This is a genomic window from Pseudomonas sp. CBC3, from assembly GCF_037967085.1.
In the GTDB taxonomy this organism is placed as follows: domain Bacteria; phylum Pseudomonadota; class Gammaproteobacteria; order Pseudomonadales; family Pseudomonadaceae; genus Stutzerimonas.
Genome location: NZ_JBANEO010000001.1, coordinates 554,125 through 575,827, shown reverse-complemented (window position 1 = coordinate 575,827; position 21,703 = coordinate 554,125). Strand labels below are relative to the sequence as shown.

General features: G+C 61.1%; 17 protein-coding genes. 8 read left to right on the top strand and 9 right to left on the bottom strand.

What is annotated here, in order from left to right; genetic code table 11:
* Positions 1 to 8: 8 nt before the first annotated feature.
* From V6943_RS02595 to gshB, 7 genes are all read right to left on the bottom strand, one after another.
* Positions 9 to 1,280, bottom strand: coding sequence for a dihydroorotase (locus V6943_RS02595; protein ID WP_340552526.1), 1,272 nt, complete (start codon positions 1,278 to 1,280; stop codon positions 9 to 11).
* Complete coding sequence (locus tag V6943_RS02590; protein WP_181099536.1) at positions 1,280 to 2,296, bottom strand: aspartate carbamoyltransferase catalytic subunit; 1,017 nt, start codon at positions 2,294 to 2,296, stop codon at positions 1,280 to 1,282. The genes V6943_RS02595 and V6943_RS02590 overlap by 1 nt, the downstream gene beginning before the upstream one ends.
* Before the next feature lie 8 nt (positions 2,297 to 2,304).
* Complete coding sequence (gene pyrR, locus V6943_RS02585; RefSeq protein WP_181099538.1) at positions 2,305 to 2,817, bottom strand: bifunctional pyr operon transcriptional regulator/uracil phosphoribosyltransferase PyrR; 513 nt, start codon at positions 2,815 to 2,817, stop codon at positions 2,305 to 2,307.
* A 20-nt stretch (positions 2,818 to 2,837) separates the two neighbouring features.
* On the bottom strand, positions 2,838 to 3,266 hold the full coding sequence (gene ruvX, locus V6943_RS02580) for a Holliday junction resolvase RuvX (protein ID WP_340552525.1): 429 nt from the start codon (positions 3,264 to 3,266) through the stop codon (positions 2,838 to 2,840).
* On the bottom strand, positions 3,263 to 3,832 hold the full coding sequence (locus V6943_RS02575; protein ID WP_131649525.1) for a YqgE/AlgH family protein: 570 nt from the start codon (positions 3,830 to 3,832) through the stop codon (positions 3,263 to 3,265). The genes ruvX and V6943_RS02575 overlap by 4 nt, the downstream gene beginning before the upstream one ends.
* A gap of 135 nt (positions 3,833 to 3,967) precedes the next feature.
* Positions 3,968 to 4,867, bottom strand: a complete 900-nt coding sequence (locus tag V6943_RS02570; RefSeq protein ID WP_340552524.1) for an energy transducer TonB — start codon at positions 4,865 to 4,867, stop codon at positions 3,968 to 3,970.
* 159 nt (positions 4,868 to 5,026) lie between these two features.
* Positions 5,027 to 5,977, bottom strand: a complete 951-nt coding sequence (gene gshB, locus V6943_RS02565; protein ID WP_181099542.1) for a glutathione synthase — start codon at positions 5,975 to 5,977, stop codon at positions 5,027 to 5,029.
* Between the two features lie 235 nt (positions 5,978 to 6,212).
* Between gshB and pilG the strand changes: the two genes are divergently transcribed.
* From pilG to V6943_RS02525, 8 genes are all read left to right on the top strand, one after another.
* Positions 6,213 to 6,620 carry a twitching motility response regulator PilG gene (pilG, locus tag V6943_RS02560; RefSeq protein WP_131649528.1) on the top strand — a complete coding sequence of 136 codons (408 nt, stop codon included), beginning with the start codon at positions 6,213 to 6,215 and terminating at the stop codon, positions 6,618 to 6,620.
* Positions 6,621 to 6,663: 43 nt separating this feature from the next.
* Positions 6,664 to 7,029, top strand: coding sequence for a twitching motility response regulator PilH (pilH, locus tag V6943_RS02555; RefSeq protein ID WP_045163991.1), 366 nt, complete (start codon positions 6,664 to 6,666; stop codon positions 7,027 to 7,029).
* A gap of 38 nt (positions 7,030 to 7,067) precedes the next feature.
* On the top strand, positions 7,068 to 7,604 hold the full coding sequence (locus V6943_RS02550) for a chemotaxis protein CheW (RefSeq protein ID WP_340552523.1): 537 nt from the start codon (positions 7,068 to 7,070) through the stop codon (positions 7,602 to 7,604).
* Positions 7,605 to 7,682: 78 nt separating this feature from the next.
* On the top strand, positions 7,683 to 9,731 hold the full coding sequence (locus tag V6943_RS02545) for a methyl-accepting chemotaxis protein (protein WP_131649530.1): 2,049 nt from the start codon (positions 7,683 to 7,685) through the stop codon (positions 9,729 to 9,731).
* A 59-nt stretch (positions 9,732 to 9,790) separates the two neighbouring features.
* A complete protein-coding gene (locus V6943_RS02540; RefSeq protein WP_131649531.1) occupies positions 9,791 to 10,657 on the top strand; it encodes a CheR family methyltransferase in 867 nt (288 codons plus the stop codon).
* A gap of 11 nt (positions 10,658 to 10,668) precedes the next feature.
* Positions 10,669 to 17,832: an Hpt domain-containing protein gene (locus V6943_RS02535; protein WP_340553015.1), complete on the top strand. Its 7,164-nt coding sequence runs from the start codon at positions 10,669 to 10,671 to the stop codon at positions 17,830 to 17,832.
* Positions 17,825 to 18,877 (top strand): chemotaxis protein CheB, encoded by a 1,053-nt coding sequence (locus V6943_RS02530; protein ID WP_181099544.1) that lies wholly within the window; start codon positions 17,825 to 17,827, stop codon positions 18,875 to 18,877. Before V6943_RS02535 ends, V6943_RS02530 begins: the two co-directional genes overlap by 8 nt.
* Positions 18,874 to 19,344, top strand: coding sequence for a chemotaxis protein CheW (locus V6943_RS02525; RefSeq protein ID WP_131649533.1), 471 nt, complete (start codon positions 18,874 to 18,876; stop codon positions 19,342 to 19,344). Before V6943_RS02530 ends, V6943_RS02525 begins: the two co-directional genes overlap by 4 nt.
* 73 nt (positions 19,345 to 19,417) lie before the next feature.
* On the opposite strand, the gene V6943_RS02520 is transcribed toward V6943_RS02525, so the two are convergent.
* Together V6943_RS02520 and V6943_RS02515 are read right to left on the bottom strand one after the other, a co-directional pair.
* A complete protein-coding gene (locus V6943_RS02520) occupies positions 19,418 to 20,134 on the bottom strand; it encodes a 16S rRNA (uracil(1498)-N(3))-methyltransferase (protein ID WP_340552522.1) in 717 nt (238 codons plus the stop codon).
* Between the two features lie 97 nt (positions 20,135 to 20,231).
* Positions 20,232 to 21,638 carry an adenosylmethionine--8-amino-7-oxononanoate transaminase gene (locus tag V6943_RS02515; RefSeq protein ID WP_340552521.1) on the bottom strand — a complete coding sequence of 469 codons (1,407 nt, stop codon included), beginning with the start codon at positions 21,636 to 21,638 and terminating at the stop codon, positions 20,232 to 20,234.
* Between the last annotated feature and the right edge of the window lie 65 nt (positions 21,639 to 21,703).

Here is a 21,703-nt window from a genome sequence, read left to right as displayed (position 1 = left end):
TTCAGGCTTCAGATCTGATAGCTGACCCTGCCGTCGACAAGGGTGTAGCGCACCGCGCCCGGCAGGCAGTGGCCGATGAAGGGGCAGTTGCGGCCTTTCGAATACCAGGCCTCGCCCGCGAGGGTCGAGCTGTGCGGATCGAACAGCACTAGGTCCGCTGCCTCGCCGACAGCCAGGCGTCCAGCGGGTAGCCGCAGGGCGCTAGCCGGGCCGTGGCTCAGGCGGGCGAGCAGAGTCGGCAGGTCCAGCAGGCCATCTTCCACCAATGTCAGCGCCAGTGGCAGAAGGATGTCCGCACTGCTGATGCCGGGCTCGGTTTCGCCGAATGGGGCCTGCTTGGCATCTATTTCATGGGGTTGGTGATGACTGGAAATGGCTGAGATCACGCCGGACCTGACCGCTTCGCGCAGGCCGTCACGATCGGCCGTGCTGCGCAATGGCGGCTGTACGTGGTACAGGCTGGAAAAACCGTGCAACGCTTCATCGGTCAGGATCAGCTGATACATCGCCACATCGGCGGTGACCGGCAGGCCGCGCGCCTGGGCATCGGCAATCATCTGTGCGCCGCGAGCGGTGGTGAGCTGGCTGAAGTGGGCGCGTACGCCGGACTGCTCCACCAGCAACAGGTTGCGGGCCAGCGCAATGGTTTCCGCCGTTTCGGGAATGCCGGCCAGGCCGAGAAATGCCGCGCTGGGGCCTTCATGCGCCAATCCACCTTCGGCCAGGTCGTTGTCCTGGGAATGGATGATGACGGTGAGGTCGAAGGTCGCCGCATATTCCAGCGCGCGGCTGAGGTTGCGATTGCTGGTGAAGTTGGTCAGCCCGTTGCCGAAGGCCACGCAGCCTGCATCGCGCAGCGCGACCAGTTCCGACAGCTGTTCGCCGGCCAGGTTGCGGGTCAGGGCGCCAATCGGAAAGACCTTGGCGTGGCCGGACTCGCGCGCCCGATCGAGAATCAGCTCGGCCACGGCGGCGGTGTCCAATACCGGTTTGGTTGCGGGCGGACAGCACAGGCTGGTGATGCCGCCGGCGGTGGCCGCGAGGGTCTCGCTGGCAATACTCCCCTTACGGCTGTAACCCGGCTCCCGTAGGGCGACGGACAGGTCGACGAGGCCGGGGGCGGCTACCAGCCCTTGGGCGTCGATCGTATGTGCGGCTTCGAAGCCTGCCGGCGCTTGGCCGATGGCAGCGATCTTGCCGTCTGTACAGTAGATATCGGTGATCTCATCGCGACCGCTGGCGGGGTCGATCAGCCGAGCACCGAGGATCTGGGTTGGCATCAGTTCTGCTCCTCGGCGGCATATTCGTTTTCGAGCTGGCGTTGCGCGGTTTGGCCGCTCATCGCCATGGACAGTACCGCCATGCGGATAGCGATGCCGTAGGTCACCTGATTGAGAATCACCGACTGGGCACCGTCGGCTACCGCCGATTCGATTTCCACGCCGCGATTGATCGGCCCCGGATGCATGACGATGGCGTCCGGTTTGGCCAGCGCCATGCGTTGCGTGGTCAACCCGTAGAGCCGGTAGAACTCGCCCTCGCTGGGCAGCAGGCCGCCCTGCATGCGCTCGCGTTGCAGGCGCAGCATGATCACCACATCGACGTCGCGCAGCCCTTCGTTCATGTCATGGTGAACGCTGACCCCGTATTGCTCCAGCCCCACCGGCAGCAGGGTTTTCGGGCCGATGACGCGGATGTCTGGGCAGCCCAATGTCTTCAATGCCAGCATGTTCGAGCGAGCGACGCGCGAATGCAGGATGTCCCCGACGATCGCTACGGAGAGTTTTTCGAAGTCGCCCTTGTGTCGACGGACGGTGAGCATGTCGAGCATGCCCTGGGTCGGGTGCGCGTGGCGCCCGTCGCCGCCATTGATGACCGCAACATCGGGGCAGACGTGCTCGGCAATGAAGTGCGCCGCGCCTGAGTCCGCATGGCGCACGACGAACATGTCGGCCGCCATGGCTTCAAGATTACGCAGGGTGTCGGTGAGGGTTTCGCCCTTGCTGGTCGACGAGGTCGAGACGTTCAGCGTGATCACGTCCGCGGACAGGCGTTTAGCCGCCAATTCGAAGGTGGTGCGCGTGCGCGTGGAGTTTTCGAAAAACACATTGCAGACGGTCTTGCCGCGCAGCAGCGGAACCTTCTTGACCGCTCTGGCGCCGACTTCGAGAAAGGAGTCGGCCGTGTCGAGTATTTCAGTCAGCAGTTCGCGCGGTAGGCCGTCCAGCGACAGAAAATGGCGCAGTTGACCGTTATCGTTCAGCTGTAGCGGGCGCTTGGCGTCGAGAGGCGTCATCGAAGATCTCATTGGGCGGAAACGAGGGTCTGTAGCTCAAGAGCGAGCGGCGACGGACCGAGCAGCTTGATCCGTTGATCGGGCGCCAAGGATAGCGTCGCGCCAACCACATCTGGCCGGATAGGCAATTCACGGGCGTCGAGATCCAGCAGGCAAACCAGACTGACGCTGGCGGGCCGGCCATAGTCGAACAGCTCGTTGAGCGCGGCGCGAATGGTGCGGCCGCTCATCAGCACGTCATCGATCAGCACCAAGTGCTGGCCTTCGATCTCGAATGGCAGCGCCGATGGGCGAACCTGCGGATGCAGACCGTTCTGGGTGAAATCGTCGCGATAAAAAGAGACGTCCAGAACGCCGAGCGCTTCCTGCTGGCCGCGCAGGTCCAGAAGCGCCTGAGCAACCCATACGCCGCCAGTGTGGATGCCGATGAAATGGGGCTCGGTTATGCCGTGCCTGGTGAGGTGTCGATCCAGCGCTGCGGCCATTTCGGGCAGTAGCTGATCGGGGTTCGGCAATGTCATGGGTTCTCCTTGATGGCGGCTCAGGCGGTTTGCTGCGCGGACAGCCAGCCTTCGAGCAAAAGCGCCGCGGCCAGGGCGTCGACAGGACGCTCGCGATAACCGCCTTGCTGTCCGTTGCGCAGGCGTTCGCCTTTGGCTTCGTAAGTCGTCAGGCGCTCGTCGTGGGTATGCACTGGCAGATTGAAGCGGCCATTGAGGCGCCGGGCGAACTTTTCCGCACGATCGCTCATTTCGCTGGGGCTGCCATCCATGTTCAGCGGCAGGCCCACCACCAGCGCGTCCGGCTGCCACTCGCGCAGCAACGCCTCGATCTGCGACCAGTTGGGCACGCCATTCTGCGCCTTGAGCACGCAGAGTTCGCGCGCCTGGCCGGTAACGGCCTGGCCGACCGCGACGCCGATCTGTTTAGTACCGTAATCGAAACCCAGCAACAGACGCAGGGTGCTCATGCGTGGCCCACCTGTGTGCTAAGCAGGCCGAGGTCGACACCCAGCGATGCGGCGGCTGCATTCAGGCGCTGATCGTAAGGCAGGTCGAAGAGAATGTGTGGTTGTGCCGGACAGCTCAGCCAGGCATTGTCGATCAGCTCAGCCTCCAGCTGGCCTGGCTCCCAACCTGCGTAGCCGAGGGCGATGAAATGCTGTTTGGGGCCGTAACCGTCGGCTATGGAGAAGAGCACGTCCTGGGAGGTGGTGACCCCTAGCTGACCGAGGCCGAGCGTAGCTTGAAACTGAGCATCGGCCGGATGCAGCACGAAGCCTCTATCAGTTTGTACCGGCCCGCCTGAGAAGACCGTTACCTGTTGGCTCGCAGGGTCGGCGGGCTCATCCGGGCGCAACTGTTCCAGTATGTCGAGCAGGTTCAATCCGCTTGGGCGATTGATGATGAGGCCCATCGCGCCGTCCCGATTGTGCTCCACCAGATAGATCAATGCCTGGGCAAAATTAGGGTCCGCCATGTGCGGCATGGCAATCAGGAAATGATGCTTGAGATAGGACGTCTTGGCGTTTTTCATGCGGGCTAGTTTCGGGCTTCGACGCGGCGGCTTCAAGCTTCAAAAAGCAGCGATAAGCTTCAAGCGGCGAGCTTCAGGTAAAGCGGAAGCCTGGCAGCCGTTCGGGGCCAGTCGCTACTCCTGGCCGCTTGCGGCTTATTGGCTCGACAGGCGGTCGCCGCGCTCGAAACGCCAGGTTCTGATAATTTCCACCTGATCGAATTTCTGCGCGAGCTCTCCCGAGAAGGGCGCGAACGGTGCTGCGAGCCTGACGATGCGCATGGCGGCCTCGTCGAGCACCGCCTGCCCCGACGACTCAAGCACCCGAAGCTCCTGCACGGTACCGTTGCGGTCAACCACCACCAGCATGCGCAAACTACCGTAGATCCTTTGACGACGCGCTTCGTCGGGGTAGTTGAGATTGCCGATGCGCTCGACTTTTTTGCGCCATTCATCGCGATACCAGGCGCTGATGTCACGCATGGTGGCCGCGCTGTTCTGGCGGCTGACGCGCGGCCGTTTGGCATATTGCTCGACCTGCTGGGCGAGCTCTGCCTCAAGGCTGGCGATTTCAGCGCTCAGTTGCGAACTGTCAAAGACCGGTGCCGGCTGTGCCTGCGGTTGCGGCTCGTTCTTCTGCGGCTTGGTCGGGGTCTTGTCCGGCTGCGGCGCGCGCGTTGATACGGCGGTCTTTACCGGTGCCTCGCTCCGGTTGCTTGGTGGCGGCGAGGCGGCCGGCGTGACCTTGCGCACCTGGTTGTCCTGGAACGGCGCCTGCTCGGTCGTTTTCGGAGATGCCTTGTGTTCCAGGGTGCCGCTGCCCTGTTGGTTATCTTGAGCCAGGAAATCGGCGTCCTTGGGTTTTTCTTCGCTTTTGAAGGTGGAGAGAGTGATTTCCAGCGACTTGCTGATCTGCTTCGGTTCGCTCAGGGAGAAGCCAAGGCCAAGGATCAAGGCTGCGTGCAGTACGGCTGCGAGAAATATCGTGAAGCCGAGACGATCCGCCGGACGAACGCCGGTGTTGGCAGGGAGGGGTTGGCGTGTAGCGGCGTTCATCGAATGTCGGTCGGCTAGAGGTGCGCGCAGTCTGCCGACTTTGAGCTTGAGGCCGCAAGCTTCAAACTCAAAGCTGATAGCTCGGTCATAGAAAAGCGGTTAGAAGCTTGAAGCTGGAAGGAAAGAGCTGGCAGCCCCTGCATTTCCAGTTTCCAACTTTTAGCGCTTCAGCTTTCCGGCGATCGCATCCATCAGGCGTTCCGCTATGCGCGTGTCGAACGCATTGTCGATCTCGCGAATGCAGGTCGGGCTGGTGATGTTGATTTCAGTGAGGAAGTCACCGATCACGTCCAGCCCGACGAACAGCAGCCCGCGCTTGCGCAGCTCTGGCCCGACGATGGCTGCGATCTCCCTGTCGCGGTCGGATAGCGGTTGTGCGACGCCGCGCCCGCCAGCGGCGAGATTGCCGCGGGTTTCGCCGGCTGCCGGAATGCGAGCCAGACAGTAGGGCACCGGCTCGCCATCGATCATCAGAATTCGCTTGTCGCCGTCCTTGATGGCCGGGATGTAGCGCTGCGCCATGATCTGGCGGTTGCCGTGTTCAGTCAGCACTTCGAGGATCACTGAAAGGTTGGGGTCGCCTTCGCGGTGACGGAAAATCGAGGCGCCGCCCATTTCATCCAGTGGTTTGAGAATGATGTCACGCTGCTCGCGGGCAAACTCCCGCAGAATGTCGGACCGTCGACTGACAAGCGTTGGCGGCGTGCATTGCGGGAATTGGGTAGCGAAGAACTTCTCGTTGCAATCACGTAGGCTCTGCGGTCGGTTCACTACCAGCGTGCCGGCTTGTTCAGCGAGTTCCAGCAGGTAGGTCGCGTATACGTACTCGCTGTTGAAAGGCGGGTCCTTGCGCATCAGGATGACGTCGAGTTCAGCGAGAGGGATGTCAAGCTCGTCGCCGGTTTCGTACCAGTGCTGGGGATCGTTGAAGACCTTGAGCGGGCGCATGCGGGCGCGCGCTTCGCCGCCTAGCTGGTACAAGTCGCGCTGCTCCATATAGTAGATCGTCCAGCTGCGAGCCTGGGCTGCCAGCAGCATGGCCAGGGAGCTGTCCTTCTTGAATGCGATCTGCGCGATTGGGTCCATGATGATCCCGACGCGAACAGTCATGTGATGATCTCCAACGAGGGGGCAGAACAGGGCTGCCGAGGCTGAAATGTCGACGCAGATTGGCGGTGGATGTGCGTTGGGTCAAGGAAAATCCCGCTGCTACGGTGGCGGATGGCTTGCATTTGAGGAGTGTGCTAAAAAGGTCCGGCGATTGGGTGCAGCCCATCGATGGCAGGGCCTCTAGCGCACTGACATAACGATAAACTACGACTCACCGAGGCGATGGTAGGGCGAAATGGAACAGCACTCCGAGGGCTTGAAGGTCATGGTGATCGACGATTCGAAAACGATTCGTCGCACCGCCGAAACGCTGCTGAAGAAAGTAGGTTGTGATGTGATCACGGCGGTGGATGGCTTCGATGCGCTCGCCAAGATAGCGGATAGCCGCCCACGCATCATTTTCGTCGATATCATGATGCCTCGGCTTGATGGTTATCAGACTTGCGCGCTGATCAAGAACAACAGTTCGTTCAAGTCCACGCCGGTAATCATGCTGTCTTCCAAAGATGGCCTGTTCGACAAGGCCAAAGGGCGGATTGTGGGGTCGGACCAATACCTCACCAAGCCTTTCAGCAAAGAAGAGTTGCTCGGTGCTATCAAGGCTCACGTGCCTGATTTCGCACCGATAGAGCAAGTATCCTGAAGTTCGGCCCTGTGTGCCGCTGAAGCCTTTCCGTGGAGAAATCATGGCTCGCGTTCTGATTGTTGATGACTCGCCGACCGAGATGTACAAGTTGACGGCCATGCTGGAGAAGCATGGTCATGTCGTTCTGAAGGCCGAAAACGGCGCCGATGGCGTAGCGCTCGCTCGTCAGGAAAAACCCGATGCGGTTCTGATGGACATCGTCATGCCTGGCCTGAATGGCTTTCAGGCTACTCGCCAACTGACCAAAGATGCTGAAACCAGTCACATTCCGGTGATCATTGTGACGACCAAGGATCAGGAAACCGATAAGGTCTGGGGCAAGCGTCAAGGCGCCAAGGATTATCTGACCAAACCGGTAGATGAAGCGACACTGCTGAAGACCCTGAGCGCGGTACTCGCCGGTTAGTCGGCGGTTTGCAATTCGAACAAGGGATGTTGCCAGTAATGTCGGATACGCCTACGCCGTTTCAGCGACTCCTGGATATTGATGCTCGTTGTCGCGCAATGGCCGCTGGGCTGCCTTCGCAGCAGGAAGCCATTCAGACCTGGGCTGGTATCGGTTTTCGGATGGGGGGGCGACTGTTCGTTGCTCCGATGGGGGAGGTCGGCGAAATACTCCATGAGCCACGCTATACCTTGCTGCCCGGTGTGAAAACCTGGGTCAAGGGTGTGGCGAACGTGCGCGGCAGGCTATTGCCGATCATGGATCTGTGCGGTTATTTCGGCCTGGAATTGTCGGCGCTGCGCAAACAGCGGCGCGTGCTGGTGGTCGATCACCGGGAAGTGTTTGCGGGACTGACGGTCGATGAAGTGTTCGGCATGCAATATTTCCCGGTAGATGCCTTCTCCGAGCAATTGCCCCCGGTCGAGGCGTCGATTCAGCCCTTTATTCATGGTGTCTTTCAGCGTGAGCAGCCCTGGCTGGTCTTCAGTCCGCACGCGCTTGCCGCGCACCAGACATTTCTGGACGTGGCGTATTGATTTAGGTGGGGTCGGCTGATGCCGGCCTTTTGGTTCTTGGAAGGAAACGTACGGGTGGTCCAGGCGGGGGCCGGAAAAATGAAAAAAATGAACGCAAAAGCATTGCTGGCAGGGGTGCGTAGCAATACGTTGATCGCCGGGCTGTTTATCCTTCTGATCGTGTCGATGGTGCTGTTGTTCGTGAACTTCGCGTACATCAATACCCAGGCCGACTATGACAACGAATACATAGGACACGCAGGTGAGCTGCGAGTTCTGTCTCAGCGCATCGCGAAGAACGCGGTGGAAGCGGCCGCCGGTACGCCGGAAGCGTTCGCCTCGCTGAAAGATGCACGAAACGACTTCAGCCAGCGCTGGGGTTATCTGTCCGAAGGTGACGACCGTATCGGCCTACCCGCCGTTCCGCAGTCGCTCCAGGCAGAAGTGGCCACGGTACAGCAGGACTGGGATACGTTGCGGCAGAACACCGACGCGATCCTCGCCAGCGAGCAAACCGTACTGTCGCTGCATCAGGTCGCCGCGACCCTCGCCGAAACCATTCCACAGCTGCAGGTTGAGTACGAAGAGGTCGTCGATATTCTTCTCGAGAGTGGTGCGCCGGCGGCTCAGGTTTCGGTTGCTCAGCGTCAGTCGCTGCTTGCGGAACGTATTCTGGGCTCGGTGAACAAGGTGCTGTCTGGTGACCAGGATTCGGTTCAGGCCGCCGACATGTTCGGTCGTGATGCCAGCCTGTTCGGTCGTGTACTCACGGCGATGCTCGAAGGCAATGAAGCCATGGGCATCACCCGTGTCAACGATGTCGAGGCGCTGGATCGTCTGGCCGCGATTTCCGAGCTGTTCCAGTTCGTTTCCGGCTCGGTGGACGAGATCCTCGAAACCTCACCTGAACTGTTCCAGGTGCGCGAATCGTCGAACAGCATCTTCGAGGTTTCGCAGACGCTGCTTGAAAAGACTTCCGTGCTGACCCAGGGCCTACAAGAGCGTGCCGACGCCCGTTACGTCAATACTCTCGCCGGTTATGTTCTCGGTGCGCTGGCCCTTGCGTCGATTCTGCTGATCGGTCTGGTCATGGTGCAGGAAACGCGCCGTCGTCTGACTGAGACAGCGGAAAAGAACGAGCGTAACCAGACCGCGATTCTGCGTCTGCTCGACGAAATCGGCGACTTGGCTGACGGTGACCTTACGGTGGCCGCTACGGTTACCGAAGACTTTACCGGCGCCATCGCCGACTCGATCAACTACTCCATTGACCAGCTGCGTGATCTGGTCGAGACAATCAACCAGACAGCCGTTCAGGTGTCGGGTGCGGCGCAGGAGACCCAGGCGACCGCGATGCACCTGGCCGAGGCGTCCGAGCATCAGGCCCAGGAAATCGCCGGGGCCTCGGCGGCCATCAACGAAATGGCCGTCTCGATTGACCAGGTCTCGGCTAACGCCGCCGAGTCGTCCGCGGTAGCGGAGCGCTCGGTAGCTATTGCCAACAAGGGTAACGAGGTCGTTCACAACACCATCACCGGCATGGATAACATCCGTGAGCAGATTCAGGACACCTCCAAGCGGATCAAACGTCTCGGTGAGTCCTCCCAGGAGATCGGTGACATCGTAAGTCTGATCAACGACATTGCCGACCAGACCAACATCCTCGCACTTAACGCCGCCATCCAGGCGTCCATGGCCGGCGACGCGGGTCGAGGCTTCGCGGTGGTTGCGGACGAAGTACAGCGTCTTGCTGAGCGTTCATCCGCTGCAACCAAGCAGATCGAAGCGCTGGTCAAGACCATTCAGACCGACACCAACGAAGCCGTTATCTCCATGGAGCAGACGACCTCCGAAGTGGTACGAGGCGCTCGCCTGGCACAGGACGCCGGTGTCGCGCTGGAGGAGATCGAGAAGGTATCCAGGAGCCTCGCGGCACTCATCCAGAATATTTCCAATGCCGCTCGCCAGCAGGCGTCTTCGGCCGGTCATATTTCCAACACCATGAACGTCATCCAGGAAATCACCTCGCAAACCTCGTCAGGCACCACCGCGACCGCGAAGAGCATTGGTAATCTCGCAAAGATGGCCAACGAAATGCGGCATTCGGTTTCCGGCTTTACCTTGCCGGAAACACAGGAACAGGCCTGATTGAGAACACGGCAGCCGGATGACGGCTGTCGTGAACGTTCATGAGTGAGGGGCAGGGCATGCAGCCAAGCGTTGACTGGTCACTGAGACCCTTGGCCGATATGTCGTCAGCGGAGTTCCATGATTGGCAGGCGTTGCTCGAAGAACGCTCCGGCATGGTGGTCACGGAGCAACGACGAGCATTCCTGCAAGCGAACCTGAGCAGCCGTATGCGCGAAGTCGGTGTGGCTGATTACGCCAGCTACTATCGTCAGGTTACCGATGGCCCACGGGGTGCGGTGGAGTGGTCGTCCCTGATGGACCGCCTGACGGTGCAGGAAACCCGCTTCTTTCGCCACCCGCCTTCGTTTGCGCTGCTTTCGCGCTACATGCAGCAACGCTGTGACGTGCGCAACGATGCGCAGCCCTGGTCGTTATGGAGCGTAGGTTGTGCAAGCGGTGAGGAAACTTACTCGTTGGCGATCTGTGCTGCCGAGGCGCTGACACGCAGCGGCGACGAGGCGCAATACGGCGTGATCGGCACCGATATCAGCCTCAGCGCCTTGGCACGGTCGCGGGATGGCTTCTACAGTCATCGTCGACTCGAGCACCTGGCCTCAGACCTGCGCGAACGGTATTTCCAGTTGCTACCGGATGATCGTTTTCAAGTGTTACCCGGCTTGGCGGCACGTGTGTGCTTCGCCAGGCTTAACGTGCTGGAGCTGGCCGGCGCGCCCATGTCCAATATGGACGTCATCTTTTGTCAGAACCTGTTGATTTACTTCCGTCGCTGGCGCCGCCGCGAAATCCTCAATCGTCTGGCCGAGCGCCTGGCGCCGGGAGGGTTGCTGGTCATCGGTGCGGGAGAGGTAGTCGGCTGGCAGCACCCGGAGCTGGTGCCGGTGGCTGATAGTCAGGTTTTGGCTTTTACCCGGAAATGTTTATGAGCGGAGTCGCTATGGGTGATCGGCACGATTATGTCGCCCTGGAGTGGGTGAAGGGCGAAATTGCCGAAACGCTGAAGCAGGCGCGGCAGGCCTTGGAAGCGTTCGTCGAAAACCCACAGGACTCGACACGGATGCGCTTCTGCCTGACCTATGTGCATCAGGTGCACGGCACCTTGCAAATGGTCGAGTTCTACGGTGCTGCGCTGCTTGCCGAAGAAATGGAGCAGCTTGCCAGTGCCTTGCTGGATGAGCGCGTCGCCAGCCAGACCGAAGCGCTAGAAGTGCTGATGCAGGCCATTCTGCAGATGCCGGTGTACCTCGACCGTATTCAGAGCGCCCGTCGTGACCTGCCGATGGTCGTGCTTCCGTTGCTCAACGACCTGCGTGCCGCGCGCGGCGAGAAGCTGTTGTCGGAGACCAGCCTGTTCTCGCCCAATATGACTGTCCGAGCACCGGCGCTTGCGGATGAGTTTCTGGCCCAGCGGCAAACCGCCGATCTACCAGGACTGCTTCGTAAACTGCGGCAGATGCTGCAAGTCGCATTGGTCGGGGTTATCCGTAACCAGGACCTGCCTACCAATCTGGGATATATGGCGCGGGTGTTCGCGCGCCTGGAAATGCTCTGCAAGGATGCCCCGCTGGGCGCGTTGTGGCGGGTCGCATCGGGTGTGGTCGAGGGGATGGCCAGTGGCGCGGTCGTCAACGGCACCACGGTCCGAAACCTGCTGCGCCAAGTCGACAAGGAACTCAAGCGGCTTGTCGCGCAAGGCGCCGATGGTATCAACCAGGCTGCACCTGACGAGCTGACCAAAAATCTACTTTTCTATATAGCCAAGGCGCCAACCCAGTCCCCGCGCATCCAGGCCTTGAAAGCCGAGTACAGCCTGGACGATGCGCTGCCCGACAGCACTGTAGTCGATGAAGAGCGCGCACAGCTGTCAGGCCCGGATCGCGGCGCCATGCGTTCGGTTGTAGCGGCGCTATGCGAAGAATTGGTGCGGGTAAAAGACAGCCTGGATCTGTTCGTGCGCAGCGATCGCATGGGCGTGACCGAGCTTGGCGCGCTACAGCCGCCGCTCAAGCAGATTGCCGACACGCTTGCGGTGTTGGGGTTCGGTCAGCCACGCCGGATCATTCTCGATCAGATCGGGGTGATCGAAAGCTTGATGCAAGGGCAGCAGCAGCCTGACGATGCGGCGCTGATGGATGTCGCGGGGGCGCTGCTGTACGTCGAGGCGACGCTGTCTGGAATGGTCGGTGGCACGCCCGAAGAACGGCGAGAGGAAAGTCATCTTCCGACAACGGATGTCGCGCAGATCCACCAACTGGTCATCCGCGAAGCGCGCACGGGGCTCGAGCAGGCCAAGGATGCGATCATCGAATTCATCGCGTCCCAGTGGAATCACCAGCACCTGGCTCGCGTGCCGGAACTACTGACCCAGTCACGAGGTGGGCTTGCGATGGTCCCGCTTGCACGGGCCGCTGCTTTGCTGGATGCCTGCAATCGCTATATTCAGGAGCAATTGCTCGAGCCACAGGCGATCCCCGACTGGCAGAGTCTGGATACGCTCGCCGATGCCATCACCAGCGTTGAATATTACCTAGAGCGCCTTAGCGAGGATCGCGGTTCGCAAGGCGATCTCATTCTCGACGTGGCCGAAGAGAGCCTGCAGACGCTGGGCTATCCGCTGCGAGAGCAGTCAATGCCGAATACCCGCGACGAATTCAGTCGTGAAGCGGACCTCGATTTGTCCGATCCGCTGGATGAAATCGAAATACTGTTGCCCGAACCTGCGGTGGATGTGCTGGCAGATGAACCGTCGGGTCAGGGCGATGCCCTGATACAGGCATCGATTGATGGGCAACTGTCAGACGTTACCTGGCCGGCCGTCGATTGGAGTGGCGAAGAACGAGCAGCTTCTGCCGAGGATCTAGCCGAGCCCGAAGTCGCCGACCTGCCGGGCGAGACCGCCGAGCTTGCGTCCTCCCCGGAAAACATTCCTGATAGCAACGATCTCTTGGTTGACGAGCAGACTGCCGGCGACTCGCTCAGCTATGGGGTGGAGTGGAGCGAAGCCGAAATGGCAGAGCTCGACATCCCAGAGGTGATCCTGCCTGAGCTGATGGAGCAGCCGACGGCTGTCGAACCGGCGTTGAGCATGGAAGACGTCATGGCTGCGCCGGTCGTCTCGATCAATCCTCCGGCACAGAACGTTCCGCCAAGCTTGCTGCCACCGCCTGAGGATGAGGAGCCGGTCGACGAAGACCTGCTCGAAGTCTTCATCGAGGAAGCAGCCGAAGTGCTCGAAACCATCGACGAGCACCTGCCACGCTGGTGCGTCGATACCACCGAAAAGAGCGCGCTCGGTGAAGTGCGGAGAGCCTTCCATACCCTCAAGGGCAGCGGACGCATGGTGCGTGCACTGATCATCGGCGAGCTCGCCTGGTCGGTGGAAAATCTGCTCAATCGAGTTCTCGACCGAAGCATCGACGCCAGTGAGCCCGTGAAGAAACTTGTGGCCGATGTGGTCGCGCTGATGCCGGCGCTGGTCGAAGAATTTGCAGCGAAGGCACAGCGTCAGCGCGACGATGTCGATCGGTTAGCGGCCGACGCCCACGCGCTCGCTAAGGGTCAGCCGATCGACCCTGGTCCGCAGGGTGGCGTAGCGCTCGATGAGTCACCGGCTCCGGAATCTGCAGCTAAAGAAATGCTCGATCCGCAGTTGCTGGAGATCTTTCGTAACGAGGCGGAAGCCCATCTCGGTACGCTGGTCGACTTCCTCGCCGACTGTGCGCAACGCCTGCCTCAGCCGGTCACCGACGCTTTGCAGCGAGCATTGCATACCCTCAAGGGTAGCGCGCACATGGCCGGGATCTTGCCAGTGGCGGAGATTGCCACTCCACTGGAAAAAATGGTTAAGGAGTTCAAGGCCAACCTGATTCCAATGGATCTGGCCGAGGCGGAATTGCTGCACGCTGCGGAGCAGCTGTTGCGTCATGGGCTGGAGAACCTTGAGCGCGACCCGCTGGCGCCCATCGATGGGGCCAGTGAGTTCATCACCCGAGTCCATGCGCAGCATCAGGCTCGGCTGGACGCTGCCAGCGAGCGTGGTGACAACGATCAGGGCGAGCCGCGGGATCCGGGCATGATCTCGCTCTTTCTCTCGGAAGGCATGAACATCCTGCTGGATGCCGAAGACCTGTTGCAGCGCTGGCGCGAGCATCCTGCCGAGCGCCAAGAGTTAACTGCGCTGCTCGAAGAGCTGACGACGCTCGGCCGTGGTGCGCAAATGGCCGACTTGCCGCAGATCGATGCGCTATGTCAGGTGCTGCTGAATCTGTATGCCGTAGTACAGGATGGTCGTCTCGCGATCAGCGGGCGCTTCTTTGATGACGTCGAGCAGGCTCACGAGGCGCTGGTTGGCATGATGGATCAGGTTGCCGCCGGTCTGCAGGTTACCGGTCAGCCTGAACTGGTCGCCCGTCTCGAAGAATTGCTCGCCGAGGCGATCGACCCGCACGCATACGAAATCCCTGCTGATGACATGCAAGTGGAAGCCGCCGCCTCGCCTTCCGCTATCGAGAGTGCCGCCGAGCATATTGCCGAAGCTGAAGCTGAAGCTGAAGCTGAAGCTGAAGCCTGGCCTCTCGACACATCCTTGGTTGAGGACGACCTGAATGAGGAAATGGTCGACATCTTCCTCGATGAGGCGGTCGACCTGCTCGAAAGTGCCGGTGGTGCGCTGGAGCGCTTGCTGGGTACCCCCACTAACCAATTGGCACTATCTGCTCTATTGCGAGATCTGCACACCCTCAAGGGTGGCGCGCGGATGGCTGAGATCCGTCCGATCGGCGATTTGGCCCATGAGCTTGAAACCCTCTATGAAGGGCTTTCGGATGGTCGCTACGTGTATGCGGACGATCTTGCCGCGCTGCTGCAGCGCAGTCACGATCATCTGGCGGTGCAGTTGGAACAACTGCAAGCACGCAGGCCGATGGACGCCGCTGCGGAGCTAATCGGGCATATTCGAGCCTATCGGCAAGGCGTTACGCCGACGTTCGAAAGTGGTGCTTTCACGCGCGAAGAACTGGTAGTCACGGGTGAGGATCAGCTGCCGGAACTCCCCGCGGATGGCTTCCTGCTTTCGGCCAGTGAGCCGGCGGATCGGACCGATGCGACGGCCGACATGGATATCGGTCAGGTTGAAACCGAAGCTCCATCGGACGAAGCCTTCGCTTTCGAACCCGAAATTTCGGACGAGGACGCGTTGCAACTCGCGGCCAATGAGCTGGACCCCGAGCAGTTCGAGACTGCCGAGGAACAGGTGCCGACAGAGATGGCGGAGCCCGTCAAGACAGCAGCAGAGAGTTGGGAAGAGCGTGACCCTGAGCTGGCGGAGATCTTCCTGGAGGAAGGCTTCGACATCATCGAACGCGCCGGAGCATCGCTACAGCGCTGGATGGAGGACGTCGACAATACGTACGAAGTCGAAGCGCTACAACGGGATCTGCACACCCTCAAAGGTGGCGCGCGAATGGCGGACATCCGTGAGATCGGTGATCTTGCGCATGAGCTGGAGTATCTATACGAGGGGCTGTGCGCCGGTAGTTACCGGGCAAGTCCGTCCCTGTTCACTTTGCTGCAGAGTTGCCACGACCGGTTGGCGGCGATGCTCGATGCGGTGCGTGCCTATCGCGAACTGCCGAGCGGGTTGGATCTGATTGAAACGATCCGGCGCTTCCGGGCGAACCCGGAAGAGCAATTAAGCATGCCCAGCAGTGTCTCCTTGACCTCGGCTCAGGACGCCGCCGAAGCCGAGATTCTGGATATCTTCGTCGAAGAAGCCGATGAGCTGCTGGAAGAGATGGAGTCCGCCCTGGGACGCTGGGAAGCCACGCGTGATGGCGTAGCGCCCTTGGCCGACATGATGCGCGTTCTACACACGCTGAAGGGTGGCGCGCGGCTGGCGGCTCAAGGTCGCCTGGGTGATATGGCGCACGACCTGGAGCACAGGCTCGGTGAGGCGCAGCTGCAGGGCGAGTCCTGGACGGACAACTTGTTTCTTGATGTACAGGGCGGCTACGACGGGTTGCTCAAGGAAGTCGAATCGATGCGTTCGCGGTTGTCGAGCGAGCCTGACGTCGTTTTCACTGAGCAAATGCCGGAAGGTGTTGAAGAAGATCAGCCGCAGTCCTCGGTTATCGTGCTCGAAACACCGATCGTCGCCGCCAGCGTGCAGGCGCCGACAACCAATGCACCAGCCAAGGTACTGCCGTTCGTCCGCAAGGCCGAACAGGCGGCGCTGGATGCCGCATCACGTCGCGCGCCGCAGGAACTGGTCAAAGTACCGGCCGAGCTTCTCGAAGGGCTAGTCAACCTGGCCGGCGAAACATCCATTTTCCGCGGTCGGGTCGAGCAGCAAGTCAGTGACGTCGGTTTCACGCTGAGCGAAATGGAAGCCACCATCGAGCGGGTTCGCGATCAGCTGCGGCGGTTGGATACCGAAACCCAGGCGCAAATTCTCAGCCGTTATCAGGCCGAGGCAGAGCGCGCGGGCTACGACGATTTCGATCCGCTTGAAATGGACCGCCACTCGCAGCTCCAGCAGCTCTCCCGCGCCTTGTTCGAGTCGGCTTCCGACTTGCTGGATCTAAAGGAAACCCTGGCCGCGCGTAATCGCGATGCTGAAACCTTGCTGCTGCAGCAGGCACGGGTAAATACGGAACTCCAGGAAGGACTCATGCGCACTCGCATGGTGCCCTTCGACCGACTGGTGCCGCGCTTGCGTCGAATCGTTCGGCAGGTCGCCGGTGAACTGGGCAAGCAGGTTGAATTCCACGTCGGCAACGCAACGGGGGAGATGGACCGCAGCGTTCTCGAGCGGATCGTTGCGCCGCTTGAGCACATGCTGCGTAACGCCGTAGATCACGGTATCGAAACCGCGGTTAAGCGCGCGGCCGCAGGCAAGCCCGAACAGGGCAACATCCGTCTGGATCTGACGCGCGAAGGCGGCGACATCGTTCTCTCGCTGAGCGACGATGGCGCGGGTATCAATCTGGAAGCCGTGCGACGCAAGGCGTTGGAGCGGGGCCTGATGGTGCCCGGTAATGATCTGTCGGACCATGAGATCCTGCAGTTCATCCTCGAGGCAGGGTTCTCCACTGCCGAACAGGTAACGCAGATATCCGGCCGCGGTGTCGGCATGGACGTGGTGCACTCGGAAGTCAAACAGCTCGGCGGCTCCATGAGCATCGAGTCGACGCTTGGCAGTGGCACGCGCTTTCTGATCCGCCTGCCATTCACCGTATCGGTCAACCGGGCGCTGATGGTGTATTCCGGCGAAGACCTTTATGCAATCCCGCTGAACACGATCGAGGGTATCGTGCGTGTGTCGCCATACGAGCTGGAGGCCTACTACCAGCCGGGCGCGTCGCGCTTCGAGTACGCAGGTCAGACATACGAGCTGCGTTATCTCGGCGAGCTGCTGAATAACGGACAGCGACCCAAGCTGGTTGGTCAGAGCCTGCCTCTCCCGGTGATTCTGGTGCGCTCGAACGAGCACAGCGTGGCGGTACAGGTCGATAGCCTCGCCGGCTCCCGCGAGATCGTGGTGAAGAGTCTTGGCCCGCAATTCGCCACGGTTCCGGGCATCTCCGGTGCGACCATTCTGGGTGATGGTCGCGTGGTGGTGATTCTCGACTTGCTCGCGACCATCCGTGTGTTGCATGCGCATCTGCTCACGCAGCAACAACCGCTTCGGTTGCTGAGCAATGACGAGCCGGTCGAGACCGAAGTCGATCGACCGACGCTGGTCATGGTCGTCGACGACTCGGTTACCGTGCGCAAGGTCACCAGCCGCTTGCTCGAGCGCAACGGCATGAACGTCATGACTGCCAAGGATGGTGTCGATGCGATCACGCAGCTGCAGGAACGCAAGCCGGACATCATGCTGCTGGACATCGAAATGCCGCGGATGGACGGTTTCGAAGTGGCGACCCTGGTGCGTCACGATGAGCAGCTGAAGGATCTGCCGATCATCATGATTACCTCGCGAACCGGTGAAAAGCACAGGGATCGAGCAATGGGCATCGGTGTAAACGAGTATCTGGGCAAGCCGTATCAGGAATCCCTGCTACTCGAGGCCATCCAGCAACTGGTCACGCGTCATGAGTGACGTTACCGCGGCACGCATCGGCGTGATCGCCGATACTTCGTTGCAGCGCCATGTGCTGCAGCAAGCCTTGAGTGCCAACGGATACCAAGTGGTGCTGAACAGCGATCCAGCACGGCTGGAAGATGCGGACCTGACAGCGGTGGAAGCCGATTTGTGGCTGGTTGATCTGGCGCAGACGGAAGATTCGCCGCTGGTCAACGCCCTGCTCGAGCGGGACAGTTGTCCAGTACTGTTCGGCGAAGGCCATGCGCCAGAGCGTCATTCCGAGCACTATCCGCGTTGGGAGCGGCGCTTGTTCGGCAAGCTGAAGCGACTTGTCGGTGATCCGTCGAGGGTCGTCGGCCCTCGTCTTGAAGGGCTGCGTGGGGATGCGGAGCGTCCCGCTTGCCTGGAATTACCCGCGGCCTTGGCAAATGCCAATCCGGTAGCGGGCCAACCGGCCCAAGAGGTCTGGTTGCTGGCGGCTTCGTTAGGTGGACCTGAGGCGGTAAAGGCCTTTCTCGATGCGCTACCGGCAGGCTTGCCCGTTGGTTTCGTCTACGCCCAGCACATCGAGGCCAGTTTCGAGTCGGCACTGTCGCAAGTAGTCGGACGGCACAGCCAATGGAGCGTCAACCAGAGCCGGCAGCGCGACTCGATTCGCTGCGGCGAAGTCGTGGTAGCGCCCATCGGTCAGGAAATGGGTTTCGACAGGGATGGCGCCATGCTGCTCAGTGGCCGTAGCTGGCCCGAGCCCTACAGCCCTTCCATCGATCAGATGATGCTCAATCTGGCGCAGCAGTTCGGCAGCCGTTGCGGCGTGATCGCCTTTAGCGGCATGGGCAGCGATGGCAACGCCGCGGCGGCTTATGTACTACGTCAGGGTGGCCGTGTCTGGACCCAGCGTGCCGATTCCTGCGTTTGCTCCAGCATGCCGGACAGCCTTCGCGAAGGCGGCTACAGCTCGTTCAGCGGCGACCCACGCGAACTGGCCCAAGCGCTGGTCAATCATTTTTTGCAGCAGGCTCGCCCGCCCGTTGCGGCTTTGCAAATGGATAACTTATGAGTCAATCCGCTATCGCTCAGGATACGCCCGCCAGCATCACCGGTCTTTTGGTGCCACTGGCCGACCGGACGCTACTGTTACCTAACGTCGCCGTTGCCGAGCTGATCCCTTATCGCGCGCCGCAGCCAGCCCAGGACGCCCCGGCCTGGTTTCTCGGACAGGTGTCGTGGCGAGATTTGACTCTGCCGCTACTATCGTTCGAGGCGGCGTCCGATGGCCAACCGGAAACGGGATCGCGGGCTCGGGTGGCGGTACTCAACGCCGTGGGCGGACGTGATCATGTGAGATTCATTGCGTTGCTGGTGCAGGGCATCCCTCGCTCGGTCAAGGTTGACCCGAGCCTGGCGCGTTCGGACATCGTGCCGGCTCCGCTGGAGCTGGACGTGGTGAACCTCGGCGACGTACAGGCGAGAATTCCGGACCTGGTCGCGCTGGAGCAGAAGCTGGCTGATGCGGGGTTGGTCTGACGCTATAAAAGCAGCGGTGAGCTTCAAGCCGTGAGCTTCAAGTAGATGGCGCTGAACAGCTTGCAGCTGCAGCTTAAAAATCCCCCCACAACTGCTGCGCTACGCTCAGGGCGACGACCGGTGCGGTTTCGGTGCGCAGCACGCGGGGGCCGAGGCGGGCAGGATGGAACCCGGCAGCGCGCGCCTGCTCGACTTCCGTATCGCTCAGTCCCCCCTCAGGGCCGATCAGAAATGCCAGAGAGTCTGGCTGTTCATGGCTTGCCAGTGGTTCGGCGACAGGATGCAGGACCAGCTTCAGCTCGGCCTCCACGGCGAGCCATTGTGCAAGTGGCGCGGGTGGATGGATCACTGGAATGACCGAGCGCCCACACTGTTCGCAAGCGCTGATGGCGATCTGGCGCCAGTGAGCCAGGCGCTTGTCGGCCCGCTCATCTTTCAGCCGCACTTCGCAGCGCTCGCTGACAATAGGGGTGATTTCCGCGACGCCCAATTCGATGGCCTTCTGGATCGCCCAGTCCATCCGCTCGCCACGCGACAGGCCTTGGCCAAGGTGAATCCGCAGTCGCGATTCGGGTAAACCGACGAGTTGTTCATGCAGCTCTACCCGCACCTGCTTCTTGCCCACCTCGACCAGTACGCCTTGATACTCCCGGCCGCTGCCGTCGAATAATTGCACGGCCGCGCCCGGCGAGAGGCGCAGCACCCGACCGATGTAATGGGCCTGGGCCTCGGGCAGTTCGTGCTGGCCGAGGGAGAGCGGGGTGTCGACGAAGAAGCGGGATAGGCGCATGAGAGCAGCTGCGAGCGGTAAGTTGGGAGCGGCAAGTTTAAAGCATCTGCCGTCCTGCTCGCAGTGCTTGGCTTGCCACTCGGGCTTGTCGCTGCTGTCAGCCCGGATCGTGAAAGTTCGCAGGAGCGCCGGGCGCCACGGCCACTCTGACCGAGGCCCGAGTGGCTATGTCGATGCCCTCGGTGGCGACTTCTGCGAGGAAGTCGATCTGCTCTTCGGTGATGGTGTAGGGCGGCAGGAAGTACACGACGCTACCGAGTGGGCGCAGCAGGGCGCCGCGCTGCAGAGCGTGCTGGTAGACCTTGAGGCCGCGACGTTCCTGCCACGGATAGGGCGTCTTGCTGGCTTTGTCGGCGACCATCTCGATAGCCACGGCCATGCCGGTCTGTCTGACTTCAGCAACCTGCGGGTGATCGGCCAGGTGCGCGGTGGCCGTTGCCATGCGCGCCGCCAGCGTTTTGTTCGCTTCGATCACCCGGTCCTGCTCGAAAATATCCAGGGTCGCCAGCGCCGCGGCGCAAGCCAGGGGGTTGCCAGTGTAGGTATGCGAATGGAGGAAGGCGCGCAGCGTCGAGTAATCGTCGTAGAACGCCTGATACAACTTGTCGGTGGTCAGCACGGCGGCCATCGGCAGGTAGCCGCCGGTGAGCGCCTTGGACAGGCACAAGAAGTCGGGCGTGATGCCGGCCTGTTCGCAGGCAAACATGGTTCCGGTGCGTCCGAAGCCGACGGCGATCTCATCGTGGATCAGGTGCACATCGTAGCGATCGCAAGCGTCGCGCAGCAGCTGCAGATAGATCGGATGGTACATACGCATGCCGCCCGCGCCCTGAATCAGCGGTTCGACTATCACCGCCGCGATTTCACGGTGATGATCGGCCAGGGTCTGCTCCATGTGCGCGAACATGTTGCGTGAATGTTCTTCCCAGCTCATGCCGTCGGGGCGCAGATAGCAGTCGGGGCTTGGTACCTTGAAGGTGTCCAGCAGCAGCGGTTTATAAGTGTCGGTGAACAGCGCGACGTCGCCCACGGACATCGCCGCAACGGTTTCGCCGTGGTAACTGTTGGTCAGGGTGACGAAGCGCTGCTTGTTCGGCTGCCCACTGTTGCGCCAGTAGTGGAAGCTCATCTTGAGCGCCACCTCGATGCCGGTCGAGCCGTTGTCGGTGTAGAACACTCGATCGAGGCCAGGCGGCGTGATCTGTACCAGTCGCTCGGACAGTTCGACCACCGGTTGATGGCTGAACCCGGCGAGCATCACGTGCTCCAACTGGTCGAGTTGATCCTTGATGCGCTGATTGATGCGCTGGTTGGCGTGGCCGAACACGTTGACCCACCAGGAGCTGACCGCGTCGAGGTAGCGCTTGCCGTCGAAGTCTTCCAGCCAGACGCCATCGCCGCGCCGGATCGGAATCAGGGGCAGCTGTTCGTGATCCTTCATCTGGGTGCAGGGGTGCCAGAGAACGGCAAGGTCGCGCTGCATCCAGCTGTCGTTCAGGCTCATCATCGTTCCTCGTACAGGTGAGACGGCGCAGCCTAGCAGAAGTAATGCCGGCTTTAGGGAGGCGG